This is a genomic window from Candidatus Limnocylindrus sp., assembly GCF_040397215.1.
In the GTDB taxonomy this organism is placed as follows: Bacteria; Chloroflexota; Limnocylindria; order Limnocylindrales; family Limnocylindraceae; genus Limnocylindrus.
In genome coordinates this window covers 1-17,668 of record NZ_JBBAWK010000012.1, presented here as the reverse complement: position 1 = coordinate 17,668, position 17,668 = coordinate 1, and the positions used below count along the sequence as shown (strand labels likewise).

At 64.0% G+C, this 17,668-nt stretch carries 14 protein-coding genes and 1 riboswitch; of the genes, 4 read left to right on the top strand and 10 right to left on the bottom strand.

Annotated elements, in window-relative coordinates; all coding sequences use genetic code 11:
* Complete coding sequence (locus AC3LCN_RS04155; protein ID WP_488648831.1) at window positions 1–1,161, top strand: NAD(P)/FAD-dependent oxidoreductase; 1,161 nt, start codon at window positions 1–3, stop codon at window positions 1,159–1,161.
* Between the two features lie 13 nt (window positions 1,162–1,174).
* On the opposite strand, the gene AC3LCN_RS04150 is transcribed toward AC3LCN_RS04155, so the two are convergent.
* The 3 genes from AC3LCN_RS04150 to AC3LCN_RS04140 are packed head-to-tail and all read right to left on the bottom strand — an operon-like array spanning window position 1,175 to window position 4,347.
* Entirely contained in the window at window positions 1,175–2,314 is a 1,140-nt protein-coding gene (locus AC3LCN_RS04150; protein ID WP_488648830.1) for an aromatic ring-hydroxylating oxygenase subunit alpha, read from the bottom strand.
* Window positions 2,315–2,318: 4 nt separating this feature from the next.
* Window positions 2,319–3,611: an aromatic ring-hydroxylating oxygenase subunit alpha gene (locus AC3LCN_RS04145; protein WP_488648829.1), complete on the bottom strand. Its 1,293-nt coding sequence runs from the start codon at window positions 3,609–3,611 to the stop codon at window positions 2,319–2,321.
* 25 nt (window positions 3,612–3,636) lie between these two features.
* Window positions 3,637–4,347 carry a hypothetical protein gene (locus tag AC3LCN_RS04140; RefSeq protein WP_488648828.1) on the bottom strand — a complete coding sequence of 237 codons (711 nt, stop codon included), beginning with the start codon at window positions 4,345–4,347 and terminating at the stop codon, window positions 3,637–3,639.
* Between the two features lie 48 nt (window positions 4,348–4,395).
* On the opposite strand from AC3LCN_RS04140, the gene AC3LCN_RS04135 reads away from it, so the two are divergent.
* A complete protein-coding gene (locus AC3LCN_RS04135) occupies window positions 4,396–5,337 on the top strand; it encodes a DMT family transporter (protein ID WP_488648827.1) in 942 nt (313 codons plus the stop codon).
* 5 nt (window positions 5,338–5,342) lie between these two features.
* Window positions 5,343–7,355 (top strand): hypothetical protein, encoded by a 2,013-nt coding sequence (locus AC3LCN_RS04130; protein ID WP_488648826.1) that lies wholly within the window; start codon window positions 5,343–5,345, stop codon window positions 7,353–7,355.
* An 84-nt stretch (window positions 7,356–7,439) separates the two neighbouring features.
* Here the strand turns inward: AC3LCN_RS04130 and AC3LCN_RS04125 are convergent, their stop codons facing one another.
* Genes AC3LCN_RS04125 through AC3LCN_RS04095 form a run of 7 tightly spaced genes read right to left on the bottom strand, consistent with a single transcriptional unit; the run spans window position 7,440 to window position 16,855 of the window.
* On the bottom strand, window positions 7,440–10,751 hold the full coding sequence (locus tag AC3LCN_RS04125) for a S8 family peptidase (protein WP_488648825.1): 3,312 nt from the start codon (window positions 10,749–10,751) through the stop codon (window positions 7,440–7,442).
* A 55-nt stretch (window positions 10,752–10,806) separates the two neighbouring features.
* Window positions 10,807–12,207, bottom strand: coding sequence for an HD domain-containing protein (locus AC3LCN_RS04120; protein WP_488648824.1), 1,401 nt, complete (start codon window positions 12,205–12,207; stop codon window positions 10,807–10,809).
* A 2-nt stretch (window positions 12,208–12,209) separates the two neighbouring features.
* Window positions 12,210–13,232, bottom strand: a complete 1,023-nt coding sequence (locus tag AC3LCN_RS04115) for a helix-turn-helix transcriptional regulator (RefSeq protein WP_488648823.1) — start codon at window positions 13,230–13,232, stop codon at window positions 12,210–12,212.
* A 47-nt stretch (window positions 13,233–13,279) separates the two neighbouring features.
* A complete protein-coding gene (locus AC3LCN_RS04110; protein WP_488648822.1) occupies window positions 13,280–14,005 on the bottom strand; it encodes a gamma-glutamyl-gamma-aminobutyrate hydrolase family protein in 726 nt (241 codons plus the stop codon).
* Window positions 14,005–15,285, bottom strand: a complete 1,281-nt coding sequence (locus tag AC3LCN_RS04105) for a cysteine desulfurase-like protein (protein WP_488648821.1) — start codon at window positions 15,283–15,285, stop codon at window positions 14,005–14,007. Before AC3LCN_RS04105 ends, AC3LCN_RS04110 begins: the two co-directional genes overlap by 1 nt.
* 17 nt (window positions 15,286–15,302) lie before the next feature.
* Window positions 15,303–16,244, bottom strand: a complete 942-nt coding sequence (locus tag AC3LCN_RS04100; protein ID WP_488648820.1) for a hypothetical protein — start codon at window positions 16,242–16,244, stop codon at window positions 15,303–15,305.
* A complete protein-coding gene (locus AC3LCN_RS04095) occupies window positions 16,241–16,855 on the bottom strand; it encodes an outer membrane protein assembly factor BamB family protein (protein WP_488648819.1) in 615 nt (204 codons plus the stop codon). Before AC3LCN_RS04095 ends, AC3LCN_RS04100 begins: the two co-directional genes overlap by 4 nt.
* 33 nt (window positions 16,856–16,888) lie before the next feature.
* Between AC3LCN_RS04095 and AC3LCN_RS04090 the strand changes: the two genes are divergently transcribed.
* Complete coding sequence (locus AC3LCN_RS04090; RefSeq protein ID WP_488648818.1) at window positions 16,889–17,536, top strand: HAD family hydrolase; 648 nt, start codon at window positions 16,889–16,891, stop codon at window positions 17,534–17,536.
* A gap of 7 nt (window positions 17,537–17,543) precedes the next feature.
* Window positions 17,544–17,650, top strand: a riboswitch (TPP riboswitch).
* The last annotated feature ends 18 nt before the right edge of the window (window positions 17,651–17,668 follow it).

The following is a 17,668-nucleotide window of genomic DNA, read 5'->3' as shown; positions in this document are numbered from 1 at the left end:
ATGGCGGGCGTCGCACCCGACCTGCTCGTTGTTGGCGGCGGTGTCTGGGGCACCTGGACCGCGCTACACGCACGACGACTCGGCGCTTCGGTGCAACTAATTGAAGAGCGCGAGCCCGGCGGCCCTAAGACCACCTCTGGCGATTACAGCCGCATCATTCGCCACTCGCATGGCGAGGATGCGCTGCTGATGAGTTGGACGCAGCGCACACTTCCTGCGTGGAAAGAGCTGGGCGAGCAGGCCGGCGAGCAGATCTTTGTGGAGAGTGGTGTCGCCTGGTTCGTGTCGGGCGATGGTATCTGGGAGGCGAACTCGGAGCAGCGGATGCGTGAGGCTGGTGTGCCGTGCGAGCGCATCACCCCAGACGAGGCGCTGCACCGTTGGCCCGCACTCGGCACCGATGGCCTGACCTCAGTGCTCTACGAGCCGACCGCCGGCTTCCTGCGCGCGGGGAACGGCGTTCGCGCAGCGGCGCGCATGTTTGAACGCGAGGGTGGCGTGATTACACGCGGTCGTGCAACCCCTGCAGCAGACGGCAGTGCGCTCGACGCCAACGGCGCACCAATCACCGCGGGTGCAACCGTGTGGGCGGCGGGGCCGTGGCTCCCAAAACTCTTTCCGCAGCTGGTTGGTGCCGATGCCGAAGCTTCAATCATCCCAGTGCGCCGCGATGCGATCTACTTCGATGCGCCGCACATGGGTGTGGGCGAGATGCCAACCTGGATTGACGAAGGGCTCGCCGTCTGGGGGATTCCGAACGACCAGGGTCACGGCGTGAAGGTTGGCCCGGAGTTCGATGCGGGGAGCTTTGATCCGAGTAACTGGCCCGACGAGGCGCACCCAACCTCGATTGCACGTGCACGCGAGTGCGCGGTGCGATTCCCAGCGCTCAAGAGTGCACCGATCAAGGAGACACGCGCCTGCCAGCACGAACGCACCAAGAGTGGCCACTATGTGCTCGATCAGCATCCCGAGAACCCTGCGATCTGGCTCGCCGGTGGTGGCTCAGGGCACGGCTATAAGCAGGGACCGATTGTGGGTGAGGTGATGGCGCGCGCCGCGTTGAAGAACAACCCGATTCAGCTCCCTGACCGACGCTTCAAGCTCCACGACCGCAGCGAGGGACCGTCGAGCCCAATGGGGGAGATGGGGCTCGCCTAGCCCCGAGTGCTGCTTAGCGCGGTGTGGTCTCGGAGGCGAGGAACTCGCGGACCAGCGACTGGAAGTGATGCACCCCGTTCTCACGGAGCGCTGAGAAGCGCCCCGAGGTGTAGGCACTCGACTTCAGGCCGCGCTGCACCTGTTCACAGATCACGATGTCTTCCTGCTGGATCTGGTCGCTGAAGGCGATCCCCTGTTGCATTGACTCCCAGCCCGGGCCGGTGCCCGGCGAGGCGAAGTACCACTCGAAGATGGTTAGGGTGCGGTTCGGACCGAGGGGGATCACGAGGTTGAGCGAGAGGTTGTCGGGGTAGAGGTTCAACATCATGTTCGGGAAGCACCAGTAGTAGAGTGCATCGTCTTCGCCCTCGCCGCTGCGAATGAAGCGACGATCGACGCCGTGCACCTCGCCCTCCTTCAGGTCGCGAATCGGGGCGAGTGACTTGGAATAGAAGCGATACGGCTCCACCCTGTAGGCGTCGTAGTCGAGCTCCTTAAAGAGGGCGGGGTGTGCAATGGGGATGTGATACCCCTCAAGGTAGTTGTCGACGTACACCTTCCAGTTGCACTCCACGATGTAGTCGCGGCGCTCCACGAGTTGCATCTCGTTCATCGGAAAACCGGCGGCGGCAATCTCACTCGGGATCGCACCGAGTACCTCTTCGAGTGGTGGTGCATCTGCGCTCAGGTTCGCGAAGATGAACGGCCCGAAGATGGCGGTGCGCACGGGAATCAGCCCGAAGTCCTCTTTGCGGAACCCCTCGGTCCGGTCCATCTCGGGGCAGTTCTTGAGGGCACCGTCGAGCCCATACGTCCAGCCGTGATAGCGACACTGCAGGCTCTTGCGGTTCCCCTTGCTCAGCGCCACCTGGCCGGCGCGGTGGCGGCAGACGTTGTGGAAGCCAGAGATCGTGCCATCGAGACCGTGCACCAAGACGATCGGCTCGTCGAGGATGTTGGCCGGCACGAAGTCGCCGGGGCGCGTGAGGTCGGCGGTGCGCGCCACGATCTGCCAGGTGCGGTTGAAGATCGCTGCGCGCTCGCGCTCGTAGGCCTCAGGTGAGAGGTACTCGTCGGCGGTGAGGGTGTGTGCCTCACCGGTTGGAACCGGGAAGCGAGCCGCCTGTGGGTCGCCGTGTGTCGGTGTGGTCACGTCGTTACTCGGCTGCGGCGGCGAGTTTTGCGGCAATGGCGGCGCGTGCCGCCTGACGATCACTGAAGTCAATTCCCTCCATATCGCCTGGGGCGAGACCGGCGGCCCAGCCACGCGAGGTGCGGTTCCCGTCGGCGGCGTAGCGGTCGGCGACCATCAGGTCGAACGCCTGCACGCTCGCCTCGAGTTCGGTGTAGCGCCCTGGCGGCAACATACTTGAGGCGGTGCCGCGCTGCTGCAGCTCACACACATGCCAGTCCTGGCGGTTCGTCATATCCCAGAAGCCATGCGCATCAGAGAAGTCGTAGTCGGGAAGCTTCAGTGTGTCGGGGTGCAGGTACCAGTCGCAGACGACGCGCGATCGACCTGGGCCGAGCGGCTCGATCATGTGCACCATCAGATAGTCGGGGTGAAGCGAGAGGAGCAGGTTTGGCCACACGGCGAAGTACTGGATGCGCTTCGCGTCGGTCTCGGTCATCCCTTTGAGCCATGGGCGCGAGTGCGATCCCTTGTCGAGTCCCATGGTGAGTGCTTCGCCGACGAGCGGCTGCCAGCCGCCCTTCCACCATCCGCGCGCCGGGATATCTTCGCCGAGGTCGTACGGGGTGAGCGCATTCAGCTGTGGATGCACCCCAGGGCAGTGATAGCACTCGGAGTAGTTCTCGACGAGAATCTTCCAGTTTGCCGCTACGTCGTACGTCTCACGCTGGGCGAGTCGCAACGGCGCAAAGTCAAAGCGCGCGAACACATCGACGAGATCGTCAAGGTAGGTGAGGAGCGGCTCGGCCTCCTTGTCGAGGGTTAGGAAGACAAATCCCTGCCACGTTTCACAGCGGAGCGGCACGAGGTCGTAGTCGCCAGGGTTGAATCGCTTCAGATCTTCGGTGTGTTTCGCCTTCAGCAGCTTGCCGTCGGGGCCGTAGACCCAGGCGTGATACGGGCAGACGATCTTTTTCGCCTCGCCGCAATCTGGTTTTCCGTCGGTTGGCCCTTCGATCAGTGTGGCGCCGCGGTGACGGCAGGCATTAATGAAGGCGTGCAGCTTGTTGTCTTCGCCGCGCGAGATGATCACCTGCTCGCCGGCGAACTCCAGCAGTCGATAGGAGCCAATGTTTGGCGTCTCCTCTTCGCGGCCCACACAGCGCCACTCGTGGCGGAAGATCTCTTGCGACTCCCAGTCAAAGATCGCCTGGTCGTGGAAGACTCGTGGCGGGAACATGTCAGCCTCGTCGAATGGGCGACGCACGGCGGCGATGGCGGCCGGGTCGAGCGGGGCGGGGCGCTTCGCAACAATCATGCCGCTATGGTGCCATGCCGCGGGGCTATTTGAGGGGGGCGTTGAGGGTGTAGACCCCTCCACTGCGGTCGGTGACCGTGATGGAGACCAGCCCCTCACGATTGAGCGTTGCCTTCCCCGTGCTCCCTGCATCGTCGTTCAAGGCGAGGCTGCCGTACGCCCGAACCGTGGTGCCCCGGAGCGAGGGGGCGAGCTCCGTGGTGACCGTTCCCCGGGCCTCGCCGCGCCAGGCCAGGAGCAGCGCGCCACGCCCCCGCGTCGTCTCAAAGGAGAACTGCGACGGAGCCGCCATGCCGAGCCCGCGCAACCCAACCGTCGTTCCGAGGATGCGTTCGTTGCCAGTGAATCGCCCGATCCCCTCAACCTCGGCGGTGATCTCGGCGGCAAGATCGCCGCGTGCGCCCACCGACCGCGCGGTGATGACCGATGAGGTCTCTCGGTCCTTTTCTGTAGCACTGCGCTCGCTGGAGAAGTTCGGCTGTCGATACCCGCGCCCGTAACTGGTGGACGCTGCGACGGCGTAATAGGCGAAGCAGACGAGTGCGGCTGCGGGGATTGGCCCGCCTGGTCGTTGTACGGCGAGTAGCTGCTGTAGTGGCTGCAGGATCACGGTCTTGGCGGCGCGACGGGCGAGATACTGCACGAAGGTCGTGCCATCGGTCTCATAGTCGGCGCGGGCGTCGGCGCTCGGACGAAATGGGGTGCGCGTGAGTCGTTCGTTCAACTGTTCTTTCATTCGACCATCCTACGCCCTTCTCGTGGTGCTACGGCTACACTCCTGCAGATGTCCACCAGAGTCACTTCCCGTGCCGCTACCGCTGACCTCGCGATTGCGGCCGCACTTTGGGGCGGCATGTATGTGGTCTCAGCGGAAACCTTCGCCGCGATCCCGCCGGCAACGCTCGGCCTGCTTCGTCTTCTGCTTGGCGTGGCCGCGCTGGCCATCTTCACGCTCCTGCGTGGCGAGTCGCTCGGATGGGCGAAGGCTCCGAAGGGTGCCGTGCTGCGTGCTGGCTTCGCCGTTGCTGCGTCAATCCTTTTGCAGTTCGCTGGCACCGCACTGACGTCTGCGGTAGAAGGCTCCATCGTCACCATGGCAACGCCAGTCTTCGTCTTGATTTTTGGATGGGCGCTCGAAGGGATCCGTGTGCCGCGTCAGGCATGGTTCGGCATCGTGCTGGCAGCGATCGGCGTTGGAGCGCTGGCGCTTCGCAGCAGCGGCACTGAGAGTCTTGTCGCCGACGCCAGTGCGAGCCGGCTGCTCGGCATCGTGATGCTGATTGGTGGTGGCGCTTCGTGGGCGCTCTTCTCGAGCCTCGGTCGACCGATCGTTGCCGCGGTCGGCGCCCGCAACGCCGTGACGCTGAGCGCTGGGCTGGCGATTCCCATGATGCTCCCGTTCGTTGTGGCAGAGCTCGCAATCGGCGGTATCGACCTCGCGGCGGCCACGACCCCAGGCACGCTGCTCGCCGTGCTCTATCTCGGCGTTGGGGCCACATCTATCGGCTGGAGCTGCTGGTACCGCGGCTATGCGGCGGCACCGCCGCGACTCTCTGCTGGCGTGCTCTTCCTGCAGCCACTCGTGGCCGCCGCACTCGGCGTTGGCCTGCTCAACGAGGCACTCGATGGAGGGCTGGCGCTTGGCGCACTCTTCCTGCTCGGCGGCGTGGCGCTGATCTCCTTTGAGCGCGCCAGCAGCACAAAGCAGAGCCGCGTGCGATCGTAGGGGGAATGGACGACCTTCGACGCTATCGCGCCACCCCGCCCCCCATCACCGGCGTCGCCGCCATCACGACCGCCGACAACGGCGAAGTCCGTAATCCAGATCCAACCGATCGCACCGCCTGGCGCGAGTGGGTCTCGGCATCGAAGACGCGAAACTGGCTGCGCCGCGATCCGCTCCTTGATTGGCTCGAGGTGCACGGCACCAGCAAGGGCTTCGCCAAAGATGTGGGCGCCGATGCCGATCCACCAAGCCCATACGACTTGCGTGAGTTGCTCTTTGCGCAGGGAAATCGCTTTGAAAAGCGCATGTTCGAGATCCTGGAGCCGAAGGTCGCCTCGCACCGCATGATCTCTGACGGCTGGCAGGCGACGCGCACGCTGGCTGCCGCCGAGGCCACTTTTGCCGCGATGCGCGAAGGAGTTGAGCTGATTGAGCAGGCGGTGGTGCGCAATCCTGAGGACCGCACCTATGGCGCCATTGACCTGCTGGTGCGCAGCGATGCGCTTGCGCGACTTATTCCTGGCGCGATCAACCCGAGTGAGGCGGCTCTCTCTGCGCCAGCCCTTGCCCCTGATGGCGGTGAGGCGCCGCCATGGCACTACGTGGTGGTCGATGTGAAGTTCTCCACGCTCGATCTCTCGGTGAGCGGATTCGCGGGTAGTTCGCATCGCCATTACGCCGGTCAAGTACTTGTGTACACCGCCGCCGTTGCCCGCCTGCAGGGCTACTGCCCCGCCGATGCCTTCCTCCTCGGCCGCACCTGGATGAGCAGCAAGGGGCGGGGGAGCGGCGCACTGGAACGACTCGCCCGAGTTCCGGTGGAGCGCGAGAGCACACGCGATGACGAGACCCCTCTCACCGTTGAGGTGGGCCGCGCACTGGAGTGGATCCGCACCGTTCGCCGTGACGGCGGCACCTGGGATGCGCTGCCGCGTCCAACACGACCAGAGCTCTACCCGAATATGAACGCCGACCAAGATCAGCCGTGGAGCGAGGCGAAGCGCAAGATCGCTCGCGAGATCGGCGAGCTCACCTACCTTCCAGGCGTTGGGCCAGACCTACGCGACGCCGCGATTGCCGCTGGCATCAAGCGCCGCGACGAGCCAGGCCTCTCGCCTGATCGACTCGGGGTCACGGGTGATGCGCGACCACGACGACTCGCCGCCGTACTTGCCGCCAACTACGTCTCCGCATCCGCCGCTGCAAACGCGAAGGTGCTTCCCGCGACCATCGAGCTGCGTGATGATGCGCACTGGCGTACCCCTGCGCGCATTGAGTTCCATGTCGACTTTGAGAACTCAGGAAACCTCAATGACGACTTCACCAAGCTGCCGAGCGTTGGTGGTGCCACGTGCATCTTCCAGATCGGCTGCCTTGTCTCAGTCGATGGCCGTGAGCCAACCACCGCCGAGATTGCCGCCGCTACCGCAGCTGGTGCCAACGTCGGGGAACGACTCTTTACGCCGCGCGCCGAAGATGCATCGTGGTTCCCCGCATTCGGGCAGTGGAGTGGCGATCGGCTTAACGCCGCATCGGAGCGCGCCGTGCTCGACGCCTGGGTCGCCTTTATGGACGCGTGGCGCAGCTCCCTCAACCTCGCATGGGAGTCAACCCGCATCGTGCACTGGTCACCCGCAGAGCGCAACCTGCTCTTCACCGCCGCCGACTCCGCCGCCGGTCGTCACCCGACCTGGTCGCTCCCCGAGGAGATCGGTTGGTTCGATGCCTTTGATGAGCTCGTCTACAAGGTGCCGGTCAGTGTGCGCGGCGCCTACGGTTTCGGCCTGAAAGACATCGCCAAGGCGATGCGCGCCGAGGGGCTCATCAATGTCTCATGGGGTGATGGCCCCGCTGACGGCATGGGCGCAATGGCCGCGGCATACACCGCCGATGGCCACGCCGCCGCCGAACACAAGCGCCTCGCCGACTACGACTACTTCCGTTCTGGCACCGAGTACAACGCCGCCGACTGCCGCTCCATGTCGCTCGTGCTCGCCTGGCTACGGGCGAATCGCTGAGCAGTTCCCCTCACCTCGTGTAAAAACGGGACGCCACCCCTTTCGAGGTGACGTCCCGCTCTTCCTCGCGAACGCGAATGCGTGTTACGAAGCGGGCGGAACCAGAACCTCGTAGATCTCAGTGCTTACTCCGCCATTCATCTCGTTCCAGAAAAGCCACCCGAGGCTTTGCGTCGTCTGCAACCTTGGAATTGGTGCTGGCAACCCGAACGAAGGGAGTGCACCAGAAACTGTGCCACTTGGGACGCCTGGGGCTATCACAAGATTATCCATAAACCATCCCGAAGTCATAACGAGGTCATCAAAATTCACCTCAAGCCATGCGGACCCAGACGAATCTGAATCCCAGCCACCACCGTTATAGCTTGTCACCCTGAATCCAACACCATCTTCACTGCCCCAGAGCCAATTCTGGTTGATGGAAAGCGACACAACTGATGTGACGGGATTCACATTGGTGGAACACTCTCCGTAATCCACAAAGTCGTAAATCTTTCCGGCGCCACCAGTGTTCCAATTGAGGGTATCGACGTAGAAGCAGCCGAGGGTTCCGTCGGCATAGCCGGTATTCACCAATCCCGTGTCGGCAAGAACGATAACCTGGTCACCGACACCGTCATGGTCCGTATCGAGTTCAATATCCCACTCGTTTAGTGCAGGATTAGACATGAGGTCCCAGCTGGTGATGACCATCTTAAAATCACCGTCGCCAGTAGTTGCCCAGTCCGACTGAATGCCATCCGCGTTAAAGCCAATGTTTTTGATATCAGCCCCGTTGCCGATTCGCTCGCGACCGTCGCGGGCCAACCAGACATATGGGTAAACATTGAAGCTTCCTGCTCCGATGGTCGATACCGTGTACGTATAGTCATATCGGCTCGCTGTGCCCGACGCGGCGAAGGTGAACTTCTCCACATGCTGGAACATGGCGAACACTGGCAGCCGCAGCGACGGCTTGCCGCTCGATGTGCCGGAAATGATCACGTTGAGCGCGTTGCCCGTGGCAAAGCTCTCTTGTGCGGTTGTGTTGGCAACCAGCTTGACCGTAAGGGTCTTTGACTTCCCGGCGCCCAAGCTAATGAATGTTGTGTTCTTCACCAGCGATGATCCGTTGTAGATCTTCACCGTGATGCCGCTCGGAATCGTGAACCCTGCGGCAGCTGCAGCAGCGAACTTGTAGTTCGCCGTGGTGGTGCCGTTGTTCTTTACGATGAACTTCTGGCTCTTCGTGAGGGTTGCGGCTGCGTCGCCGTAGACCATGCCGAAGCTCATCGTGGCGTTCGGCCCTGCATCGATCGTGACCTTCGCCTTGACGGCGTTGAGGGCATTGACTCGACCGGCACCGACAGAACGGAGCAAGACGTTGCTACCGACCGACTTTGCGGTGTTGATGAGCGCTGACTTGATCAGCGCAGGGGTCCACGTTGGATTCGCCTGCTTGACCAGCGCCGCCACACCAGCAACCACGGGGGTTGCCATGGAGGTGCCGCTGAACCAAGCAACGCCATCAGTGCTCCCCGAAGCGGCCGACACGATGTCGACGCCCGGAGCCGCGATCTCAGGCTTCAGCGCAAGGTCGCCCCAGCGCGGTCCACCCGATGAGAATTCCGCGACGGTGTGATAGCTCGGGTTCGCAATGCCTGCTGCGAGCGCGGAGATGGTGACCACCGCACCATCGGGAGTCAAGGGATTGGTAAAGGCTGCGACGAGCGCAGTCTCGCCGGTCCCGTTCAGCATGAGTACTGGAATCAATGCGGTTGGCGTGTTTACGCCTTGGAATGGTGGGTACGACGCGTTGTCGTCATCCCCAGTTCCGAGCGTATTATCCGCGCCATCGATGACGTCAATCATCTGCAAGATGATGACGCCAGCAGCGCCCTCAGCGGACATGGCGGCAACTTTCTCCTTGAAGGTACAGGTGCCCCGGCGAAGGATGACAATCTTTCCCGTGAGGTTGGCTGTGTCATCCCAGAGAAGGGGACCATATGCCGTGCCATCGTCTCCTACTGTCGGGCACCCGAGCGAATACGCGGCTGGATCCGCGATGGTGAACAGGCTCGTGATTGGAGCTTCGACCGGGGTGGTTAGATCAAACACATTGGTATTCGAGAACGCAACGGGACTAGCTCCGCCCAGAACTGCGGAGGTTGGGGTAAAGGTGATCTTGGCTCCTGGATACGACGCGCGGTCGTCGAGCGCGGCAACCGAGATCGCTCCATCCTCTGTGGATGGGGAGCCGACGAGGAAGGGCTCAGACCCCTCGTTTCCTGCGGCGATGACTACGGTGACGCCGGCCTTCTCGGCGGCGTTGATCGCGGCCTGCTCAGCCCCACCCTTGATGCCGTACGCCGAGCCAAGGGAGAGGTTGATAACGTTCGCCCCAAGGGCGACCGCCTTCTCAATGCCGTCCGCGGTGACCTCTGTTGAACCATCGCAACCGAAGACGCGAATCGCGATGAGCGACGCCAGTGGCGCCATTCCTGGAGCGAGCTTGAACGTCGAAGTGTTGAGCGTGCTCGTGTACCGCTCAGAAGTTGAGATGCCATAGGTGATGCCGTTGGACTTGATGCCGAAGCCGGCAATGGTGCCAGCGACGTGGGTGCCGTGGCCGCCACCCTGGGCGATCGTGCAGTCCTTTGGATCGCTGTCAGGCTGCGGCAATTCATGGATGCCACCGTCTCCCGGTGCGTAATCATCACCGACAAGGTCGTAGCCAGCGATTACCTTCGCGGTTGGGAAGGTGACATCACCGTTTCGAACAAAGTCGTCATGCGTGTAGTCAATGCCCGTGTCAATCACGGCAACCTTCACGCCGTAGCCGGTGCCGGCCTTCGACGTTAAGGTCTGCGCCCAGACGTTCTTCGCCTGAACTTCGGTGGCTGCGCCACCATTGGATGGGGTTGCGCCACCGCGGCCACTCACTGCGCCGCCGGTGACGGTCATTCGCTTGTAACGGGTAACGAGCTGCACTTCGGCAACATGTGGGTTGGCTCGAAGCGCTTCCAGTTGCGTCGCTGGAATGTGAATGCGAAGTCCATTGAAGAGGTAGCGGTATTCAGCATTCACCGTGCCGCCAAGAGCGGTGATGGCTGCGCGTGCGCTGATGCGCTCGCGAATCTGGGCGCCCTGCAACGCAAATGGTTGCGCAGCGCCGCCAGCGGATCGCGGTGCACCCAGGCCTGGGATGCGAAGGGTAACGATGAGATGGAGGGTGCCGTTCTTGTCGGCGCCGCGGAGGAGCACCTTACTCTCAATTGGGCGCATGCCGGACGGCAGCACCTTGTGTCGGTTTGTTGCCGACGCGCTTGGCGCGAGCAGTGCTGCTGCAAGCAGCGCGATTAAAATGATCGTGCGGCGGGTCCCTCGTGGGGCCGTGACGTATGACTGGCAGCTCATGGCGGGCACCTCCCTATAGGGGGAGGCAATCCTCTACTGAGGGTTGGGTGGCCCCTTAACGGCGACGATAGCGCCTAGCGACCACTGAATACAGAGGTAGTTTCAGTAATAGGCTGGAGATGGGGCGCCCCTCTCGGCCGTTGGGCCCCTCCACCGCCAAAAGGCGGTCGGCGGCGTCCCCCTCCACGTGCCGGGGGTCGCAGTAGGCGACATCGATCTCGACCTCCCCAGGGATCGGGGTACCGAGCCGGTCGGCGAGATCGTGCGGGAGCGGCTCCTCGAAATAGTCGGCGCGGAGCTCCTCCTCCATTTGCCAGCGGGGGCTGCGGAAGAGCACGGCGCGCCAGGCGTCGGCCACGGCCGGGGTGACGGTGCCGTCTTTTGGTTGCGGGTTCGGTGAAAGATCCTGACCGCGCGACCAGCGGGCCGCCTGGTGCAGCAGGGTGTACTCGTCGAGCTCCAGGTAGGCGGCAAGGTCGTCGGCGGGGGAGGTATCACCGAAGATCGCTCGGATTCCTGGCGCAAAGGCCTCCTTCATGTCGAGGTCGATGCCGCGCACGGTGCGATGCAGGTAGACCTGCTGATACAAGAACTGCCGCGCGCCGAGGAATGACTCGAGAGCACCAACGGCTGGCTCGTACAGCGTGAGGCCGCGCGCGCCAATAAAGCTGTAGTGACGAAGACGTTCCACATCGACCGCCGCAGTGCGCACGCCGGTCATGTAGGAATCGCGTCGCACGTAGTCAAGGTTGTCGACGGTGAAGACGCCAGAGAGAAGCGGCTGCATGATGCGTACCCAGGTCGGAACCGTTGCATCTTCAAGCGGTGGCTTGGAGATAAGGAAGCTGACCCAGCGTGGATCAATCGACTCTGTTGCCGCGAAAGCATCGCGGGTAGCCGAGTCGCCAGGTGCCCGACGTAGCTTGGTGATGATCGGCGCAAGTTCGCGCTCGATGATCAGTGCCGAGAGATCCTCATGGGCGAGGCGCTTCCCCTTCGGTCGGCGCGGATCTGCGGGGGCGGGGAAGGCTTCCAGAACGGCGTGATCAAAGAAGTGCGCGAAGGGCCCGTGGCCGACGTCGTGCAGAAGACCGGCAACGCGCAGGGTCTCAACAACGAGCCCTTCGCTCGGGGGAGTTTCACCGTCGTTCGTGAGCCGCGTGGCGAGTGACGGGTAAAGGTGCCGCGCCCAGAGGCCGGCCTCATGCATCACGCCGAGGCCATGCGAGAAGCGGCTGTGTTCGGCGGTGGGGAAGACCCAGCGCGCGCTCTGCAACTGGCTGATGCGGCGCAGGCGCTGCAGCCAGGGGCTGTCGAGCAGTTCCTCTTCAGCCGCCTCCTCGTGGGTGTGGCCGGTGGCCGCGGCACCCTCGGAGGTGAGGCGCTTGGTGAGCTCGATATAGCCGTGGATCGGGTCGCTGATTAGGTTGACCGCCTTGAACTGCTCCGCATCCATGGCTATGCGTTCGGCTTTACGGTTGCGCCGTATCGCGCAGCGGCGGCACTATGCGTGCGTGCCATGTCGTCGCGCAACGCGTCGGGGCGGAGCACCTCGGCGCCTTCGCCCCAGGTGAGCACCCACGAGCGAATCTCAAGGAGTCCGGAGACACGCGCGCGCCAGATGAGCGAACCGTCGGGCTGCTCTTCAATGGTTTGTGACGGATGCCAGCGCGTCTCTTTGGCTCGGGCGGCCGACTCTTTGCTAAAGCGAATCACGATCTCTTCGAGCGGTTGGTCGGCGACGATGTCCCATGCCGAGGCGAGGGTGCGCTCCAGCTCCACATCTCTCGGCAGGTCGAAGGTTGCGGTGGTGACGCGCACGTTGCTGATGCGGTCCACGCGGAAAGTGCGCAGCGCGTTGCGCGTCTCGTCGTGGCCAATAAGGTAGGTGGTGTGCGTTGCCGCCGACGGCTCCATCAGATACAGATGAACACGGGCGCGGCGGCTACTCCCCGGATTGCTCCAGGCTGGTGCGTAGTCGAACTCAACGACACGGCCTGTGACCCAGGCGGTGGTGAGTTGGCGCAGCCGCTCACGCGCATCGCTATCGGTGGTGAGCAGGCTGAGTTGGGTCACGGTGCGCTCCACGGCGCTGCGTAGTGGATTCTCGAGCAGGCTACCGAGCTTCATCAGCGCCGCGCCAAGCTCCGGGTCGTAGCCGGTGGAAAACTTTGCCAGGAGTCGCGCGGCGAGAACCACAGAGATTGCCTCGTCTTTACTGAAGCGCAGCTCTGGCAGAAGCCCCTCTTGCGACACGCCCCAACGACCGAGGTTGTTCCACACCGGCACACCAACACTCGCTTCGAGCGCCTGCAGGTCGCGATAGGCGGTGCGGCGGCTAACGCCGAGCTTCTTGGCGAGGTCCTCGGGTCGGATCCCCGCCTCGCCGGCGGCCTCCACGTAGCGCAGGGTGCGGAGGAGTCGGGCGCTCCGATCACTCTTCTGGAAGTCGGTGTCGTCCTCAGGCGGGTGGTTGCTCATGGCTCAGATTGTGCCACTCCACCCACAGTTGGGAGTACCCCTCAGGTCTAACGCCCCCGTGCCGCCTCAACGAATGCGGCCCAGACACGCTCAAGGTCGGCGGGGCTGCTCTCGGTGCGCTCCGGGTGGCACTGCACGCCGAGCACGAATCGTTCGCCCGGCTCTTCGAGCCCCTCAACAAGGGTGCCGCGCGGCGAGTCGGTAAAGGCTGAGGCGCGCAACGTTGGGGCGAGTCGCTCTGGGCTCACCGCCTGATGGTGATAGCTGTTCACCGCAAGTGGCGTGGTCCGATCGCCGAGGATCTTTGCCAGCTTGCTGCCACCCTGCACATCGAGCGGATGCGAGAGTGCCGGTGCTGCCGGATACGCCGCGCCCACCTGCCCCTCGACATGCTGCAGCAGTGATCCGCCGCGGTGCACATTCAAGAACTGCAAGCCACGGCAGATGCCAAACACGGGAATGCCGCGACGATCCGCGGCGTCGAGCGCCGCCCACTCCAGTGCATCGCGCGCCGGATCAATGCCGATGGCGCCATCAATTGGCTCGTTGTACCGCGCCGGATCGATGTCGGCACCACCAGAGAGGAGCAGGCCACTCATTGCGGCGAAGGCGGTGGCGCGCTGCTCTTCGTTGGCGTTGGCACTCATCAGAATGGGGATGCCGCCAGCACGTCGCACGCCATCGGCGTAACGCGCGTTGATCAGGTGGATTGGTGCAGCGTCACCAGGCTCGTCATGATCCGCGACGGTGATGAGGATGAGCGGCGCGCTCATCAGCCGATCTGCACTCCGCTCGCCTTTGCGAGTACCTTGAGTGAACTGATGAGGTGGTCGACCTCTTCGGCGGTGTTGTACGACATGAGGCCAACGCGAAGCAGGCCACCGCGCTCGGTAAGGCCGAGTGCCGCAACTGGATTCACGGCGTAGAAGTCGCCATCCCACACCTGAATTCCGTCTGCGCCAAGGTGCGTTGCCGCTTCGGTTGGGGTGGCCCACTCCATCGTGAACGAGACGATCGAGGTGCGGTGGTCAAGCTGATCGCGGTCGGTGATCCCGTAGACCTTGACCCCGGGGATCTCGGCGAGTCGGTCGAGCAGGTGCACGATCAGTTCGCGCTCGTAGAGGGTGATCGCCTGCAGGCCCGCACGAATCTCGGCTCGGCGGCCGGTCAGTGGTGTTGGTGCGCCCGTGTGCCCAAACTCGCGGCCGATCCAGGCGAGGTGGTCGATCGATGCCGTTGTTCCCGCCATGCCTTCAAAGCTTGGGGTCCCCGTTTCCCAGAGATCGTGGGCGGGGCGCACCTTATATCGACCGAAGCGCTCGAGGAGTGGCAGCTTGCCGTAGAGGAGCCCTGCATGCGGCCCGTAGAACTTATACGGGGAGCAGAGCAGGAAGTCGGTGTCGAGCGCCTGCACATCAATCGGGTAGTGCGGCGCCGAGCAGACCGCATCGAGCACCGTGAGTGCGCCGGCCTCATGGGCGAGGCGCACGATCTCCTTGGACGGGTTGATGGTGCCGACCGCGTTTGACGACATGCCGACCGCAACGATCTTGGTGCGTGGCGAGCGCAGTGCCGCGTACGCCTCAATGTCGAGGGTGGCATCGCTGGTGCGGATCGGAATCACCTTGAGGGTGAGGCCAAAGTCTTCGGCGAGCCAGAGCCACGGGCTGTAGTTTGCGTCGTGATCAAGCTGCGAAACGATCACCTCGTCGCCAGGGTTCAAACTCTTCGCTAGCGATCGCGAGAGCTGGAAGTTGAGCGTCGACATGTTTGCGCCGAACTTCACCGTCTCCTTCGGTGCGTTCAGCAGATCTTCGGCCGCACGGTGCGCCGCATCTTCAACGAGTTGCTGCCGCTGTGAGGTAATGAAGACGCCGCCGGAGTTAGCGTTGGAGTGCAAGAAGAAGTCGCGATACGCATCAATCACCGACTGCGGCACCTGTGTCCCCGCCGGGCCATCGAGGAAGCTGATCGGCCGACCGTCGGGGAGGGCGTTCGCGAGCGATGGGAATCGTGCGCGAATCGCGTTGACGTCGTACGGCTTGGTGGTCATGGCGCGATCGTACTGGGTCAGCGGCGTTGGCGAGTCGCGAGTCGCGTGATCAGCACGACCATGGCGGCGAAGAGGAGGGGGAGGGCGAACATCAGGGCGAGGCCGAGTAGTCCGCCGGGGCCAACGCCAACCCCGCCGTTGCGCGCATCGCCAGATTCTGGCGTTGGCGTCGGTGCGGGTACTGGGGAGGGGCTCGCCGCGTCGGTAACGAGTGCGGGCGAGGCAAGCGTGAGCGCGATGCCACCAAGGAGCAGCAGGAGGCCGAGTGCCAGGAGGGCGAGCGCCGCCGTGCTGCTGGCGAGCCGCCCGCGCCCCTCGCCGCCAAGGAGTCGTAGCGCCTCGGCTCGCTCGAGCGTGGTCACGACGAGCGGTCGACCAACACCGGCGCGCAGCTCTCCGTCAACGAGTTGGCCGGCTGCGGTGGCGCGATCCAAGTTGCTGATCTGCTCGAGGCCAACGCGCGCGCCGCGCTTCGGGTCACTCGCCGCAATCGCCGCAACCAGCGCCGCCGTCTCGGGGCTCTGATACTCGCGACCCGTGGCATGGAGCTCGGCGACGCTCCCCTCCCAACGTCGCTCAACCACCACGAGCCCGTCGGCAAGATCTGCGGCCGCGACGCTGATGGTGCTGCTTGCATCACTAATGACAAATGGGAGGCTGCGCACGGCGACATCAATCACACGCCAACCCCCCTCGTCGGCAATGGAGACGCGCTCACGACGGAAGACGAGTGGCCGATGGTTTTCGTCCTCAAAGATCTCTGGCGCGTCGATGCTCCCCTTGATGGCTAGATACGGTGCCGAATCGCCACGTAAAGCGGCAAGGCGGAGCGCCTCGGTCGGCGAGATGGGGGAGAGGCCGGCGAGTAGTTGCCCTGCGCGCGTGCGCACATCGGCACGTCGCGTGAGCAGCAGCCCGACAACGATCAGCGCGGCGCCGATTGGGGCGATGGGGTTCATGAGCCTTGCTTGCCGCTGTCGGGGTCGAACGCCTGCACGTCACCGTTGATGCTGGTGACGATCAGTCGACCGCCGATCAGTTCGGCGGCACCAACAACATCGCTGTGCGCCAGTCGCCAGCGCACCTCGCCGTCGCCGCGAATCGCCCACGTCTCAACCTCGCTCTGCACGATCACATGACCGAATCTCGGTGAGGCGATCAATTCCACTACCGGTGTCCCAGTTTGATGACTCCAAGCGAGCGCGCCGGTGCGTGCGCCGAAGGCGTAGACGGTGAAGCCGTAGCCGACGACGAAGAGTTGGGCATCGTCCCAGTGGATTGCGCGCGGCTCGTCATAGATGACGGTGGCGAGCCGTACCGCCCAGGCGCCGCCCGGCGTCTCAACGCGCAGCTCCATGCGGCAGAGTCGATCAGGGTCACCCTCTGCGCCTGCGCCGAGTGCGCCATGGTCCACGAGGGTTGCACCAACCTCAGAGAGGGCGAAGACCGCGGCGGCCTGGCCGCTGCTCCCCCAGGTGGCGCGAACACGCAGTCCGCCCGGGAAGTCGCTGATGCGACTCTTCGGCTCGCCGGCTCCGGTTGGGATGGGGGCGCTCGTTCGTTCGTTCACCCAGCGATTCTAGGCGCGACGTACGCTTAGGCGATGAAGGCCGTGTTGTTCGACTGGGATGGGACCCTTATCGATACGACCGAGTACGTCTATGAAGCCAACGTTGCGGTGATGAAGTCCTTCGGCCTCCCACCCCTCACCCGCGAGCGATATGGCGCGGCCTTCTCGCCAAACTGGCGCCGCATGTACGCCGCCCTCGGCGTCCCCGAGCACCTTGTAGAGGGAGCGGCCGACGTCTGGCACGGTGCCTATAAGGGGCACGGTGCGGAGCTGCTCCCTGGTGCCTACCCGGCGCTGGAGCGACTGGTCGCCGCAGGGATCCCCCTCGGCATCGTTACCGCTGGCGACCGTAAGGTCGTCGCCGAGCAGCTCCGCCGCACCGGCGTCGCCGACCTGATCGGCTCGGCTGTGTATGGCGACGACTCAGTCGAGCAGAAGCCCGACCCAGCACCGCTCCGCCGCGGGCTTGCCGCACTCGGTCACGCATCCACGCCAGCCGAGACGGCCTACCTCGGCGACACCCTCGACGACGTGCGCATGGCGCGCGCTGCAGGGGCGCATGCGGTCGGCATCCACTCGCCCTTCTTCCACCCCGACGACTTCTATACGGCTGATGCGCACGAGCACGCCCCCTCCGTTGCCGACTGGGTTGCCACGCTTCTCGACGGAGCAAAGCGCTAGACTGATGCCATCGCGACAGGGGAGCGCCATCGGGCGCTGAGATGCGGAAGGTCCGCGAACCCTACGAACCTGATCCGGGTCATGCCGGCGAAGGGAGGACGCAGGTGTACCCCGCGCGATAGAGAGCGAGGT

What these genes read in the sequence shown, in the direction of transcription:
- AC3LCN_RS04140 (WP_488648828.1), bottom strand. Translation starts at nt 4,347, where the DNA reads ATGAAAGAACAGTTGAACGAACGACTCACGCGCACCCCATTTCGTCCG.
- AC3LCN_RS04100 (WP_488648820.1), bottom strand. Translation starts at nt 16,244, where the DNA reads ATGAACCCCATCGCCCCAATCGGCGCCGCGCTGATCGTTGTCGGGCTG.
- AC3LCN_RS04110 (WP_488648822.1), bottom strand. Translation starts at nt 14,005, where the DNA reads ATGAGCGCGCCGCTCATCCTCATCACCGTCGCGGATCATGACGAGCCT.
- AC3LCN_RS04145 (WP_488648829.1), bottom strand. Translation starts at nt 3,611, where the DNA reads ATGATTGTTGCGAAGCGCCCCGCCCCGCTCGACCCGGCCGCCATCGCC.
- AC3LCN_RS04155 (WP_488648831.1), top strand. Translation starts at nt 1, where the DNA reads ATGGCGGGCGTCGCACCCGACCTGCTCGTTGTTGGCGGCGGTGTCTGG.
- AC3LCN_RS04090 (WP_488648818.1), top strand. Translation starts at nt 16,889, where the DNA reads ATGAAGGCCGTGTTGTTCGACTGGGATGGGACCCTTATCGATACGACC.
- AC3LCN_RS04135 (WP_488648827.1), top strand. Translation starts at nt 4,396, where the DNA reads ATGTCCACCAGAGTCACTTCCCGTGCCGCTACCGCTGACCTCGCGATT.
- AC3LCN_RS04115 (WP_488648823.1), bottom strand. Translation starts at nt 13,232, where the DNA reads ATGAGCAACCACCCGCCTGAGGACGACACCGACTTCCAGAAGAGTGAT.
- AC3LCN_RS04105 (WP_488648821.1), bottom strand. Translation starts at nt 15,285, where the DNA reads ATGACCACCAAGCCGTACGACGTCAACGCGATTCGCGCACGATTCCCA.
- AC3LCN_RS04130 (WP_488648826.1), top strand. Translation starts at nt 5,343, where the DNA reads ATGGACGACCTTCGACGCTATCGCGCCACCCCGCCCCCCATCACCGGC.
- AC3LCN_RS04120 (WP_488648824.1), bottom strand. Translation starts at nt 12,207, where the DNA reads ATGGATGCGGAGCAGTTCAAGGCGGTCAACCTAATCAGCGACCCGATC.
- AC3LCN_RS04125 (WP_488648825.1), bottom strand. Translation starts at nt 10,751, where the DNA reads ATGAGCTGCCAGTCATACGTCACGGCCCCACGAGGGACCCGCCGCACG.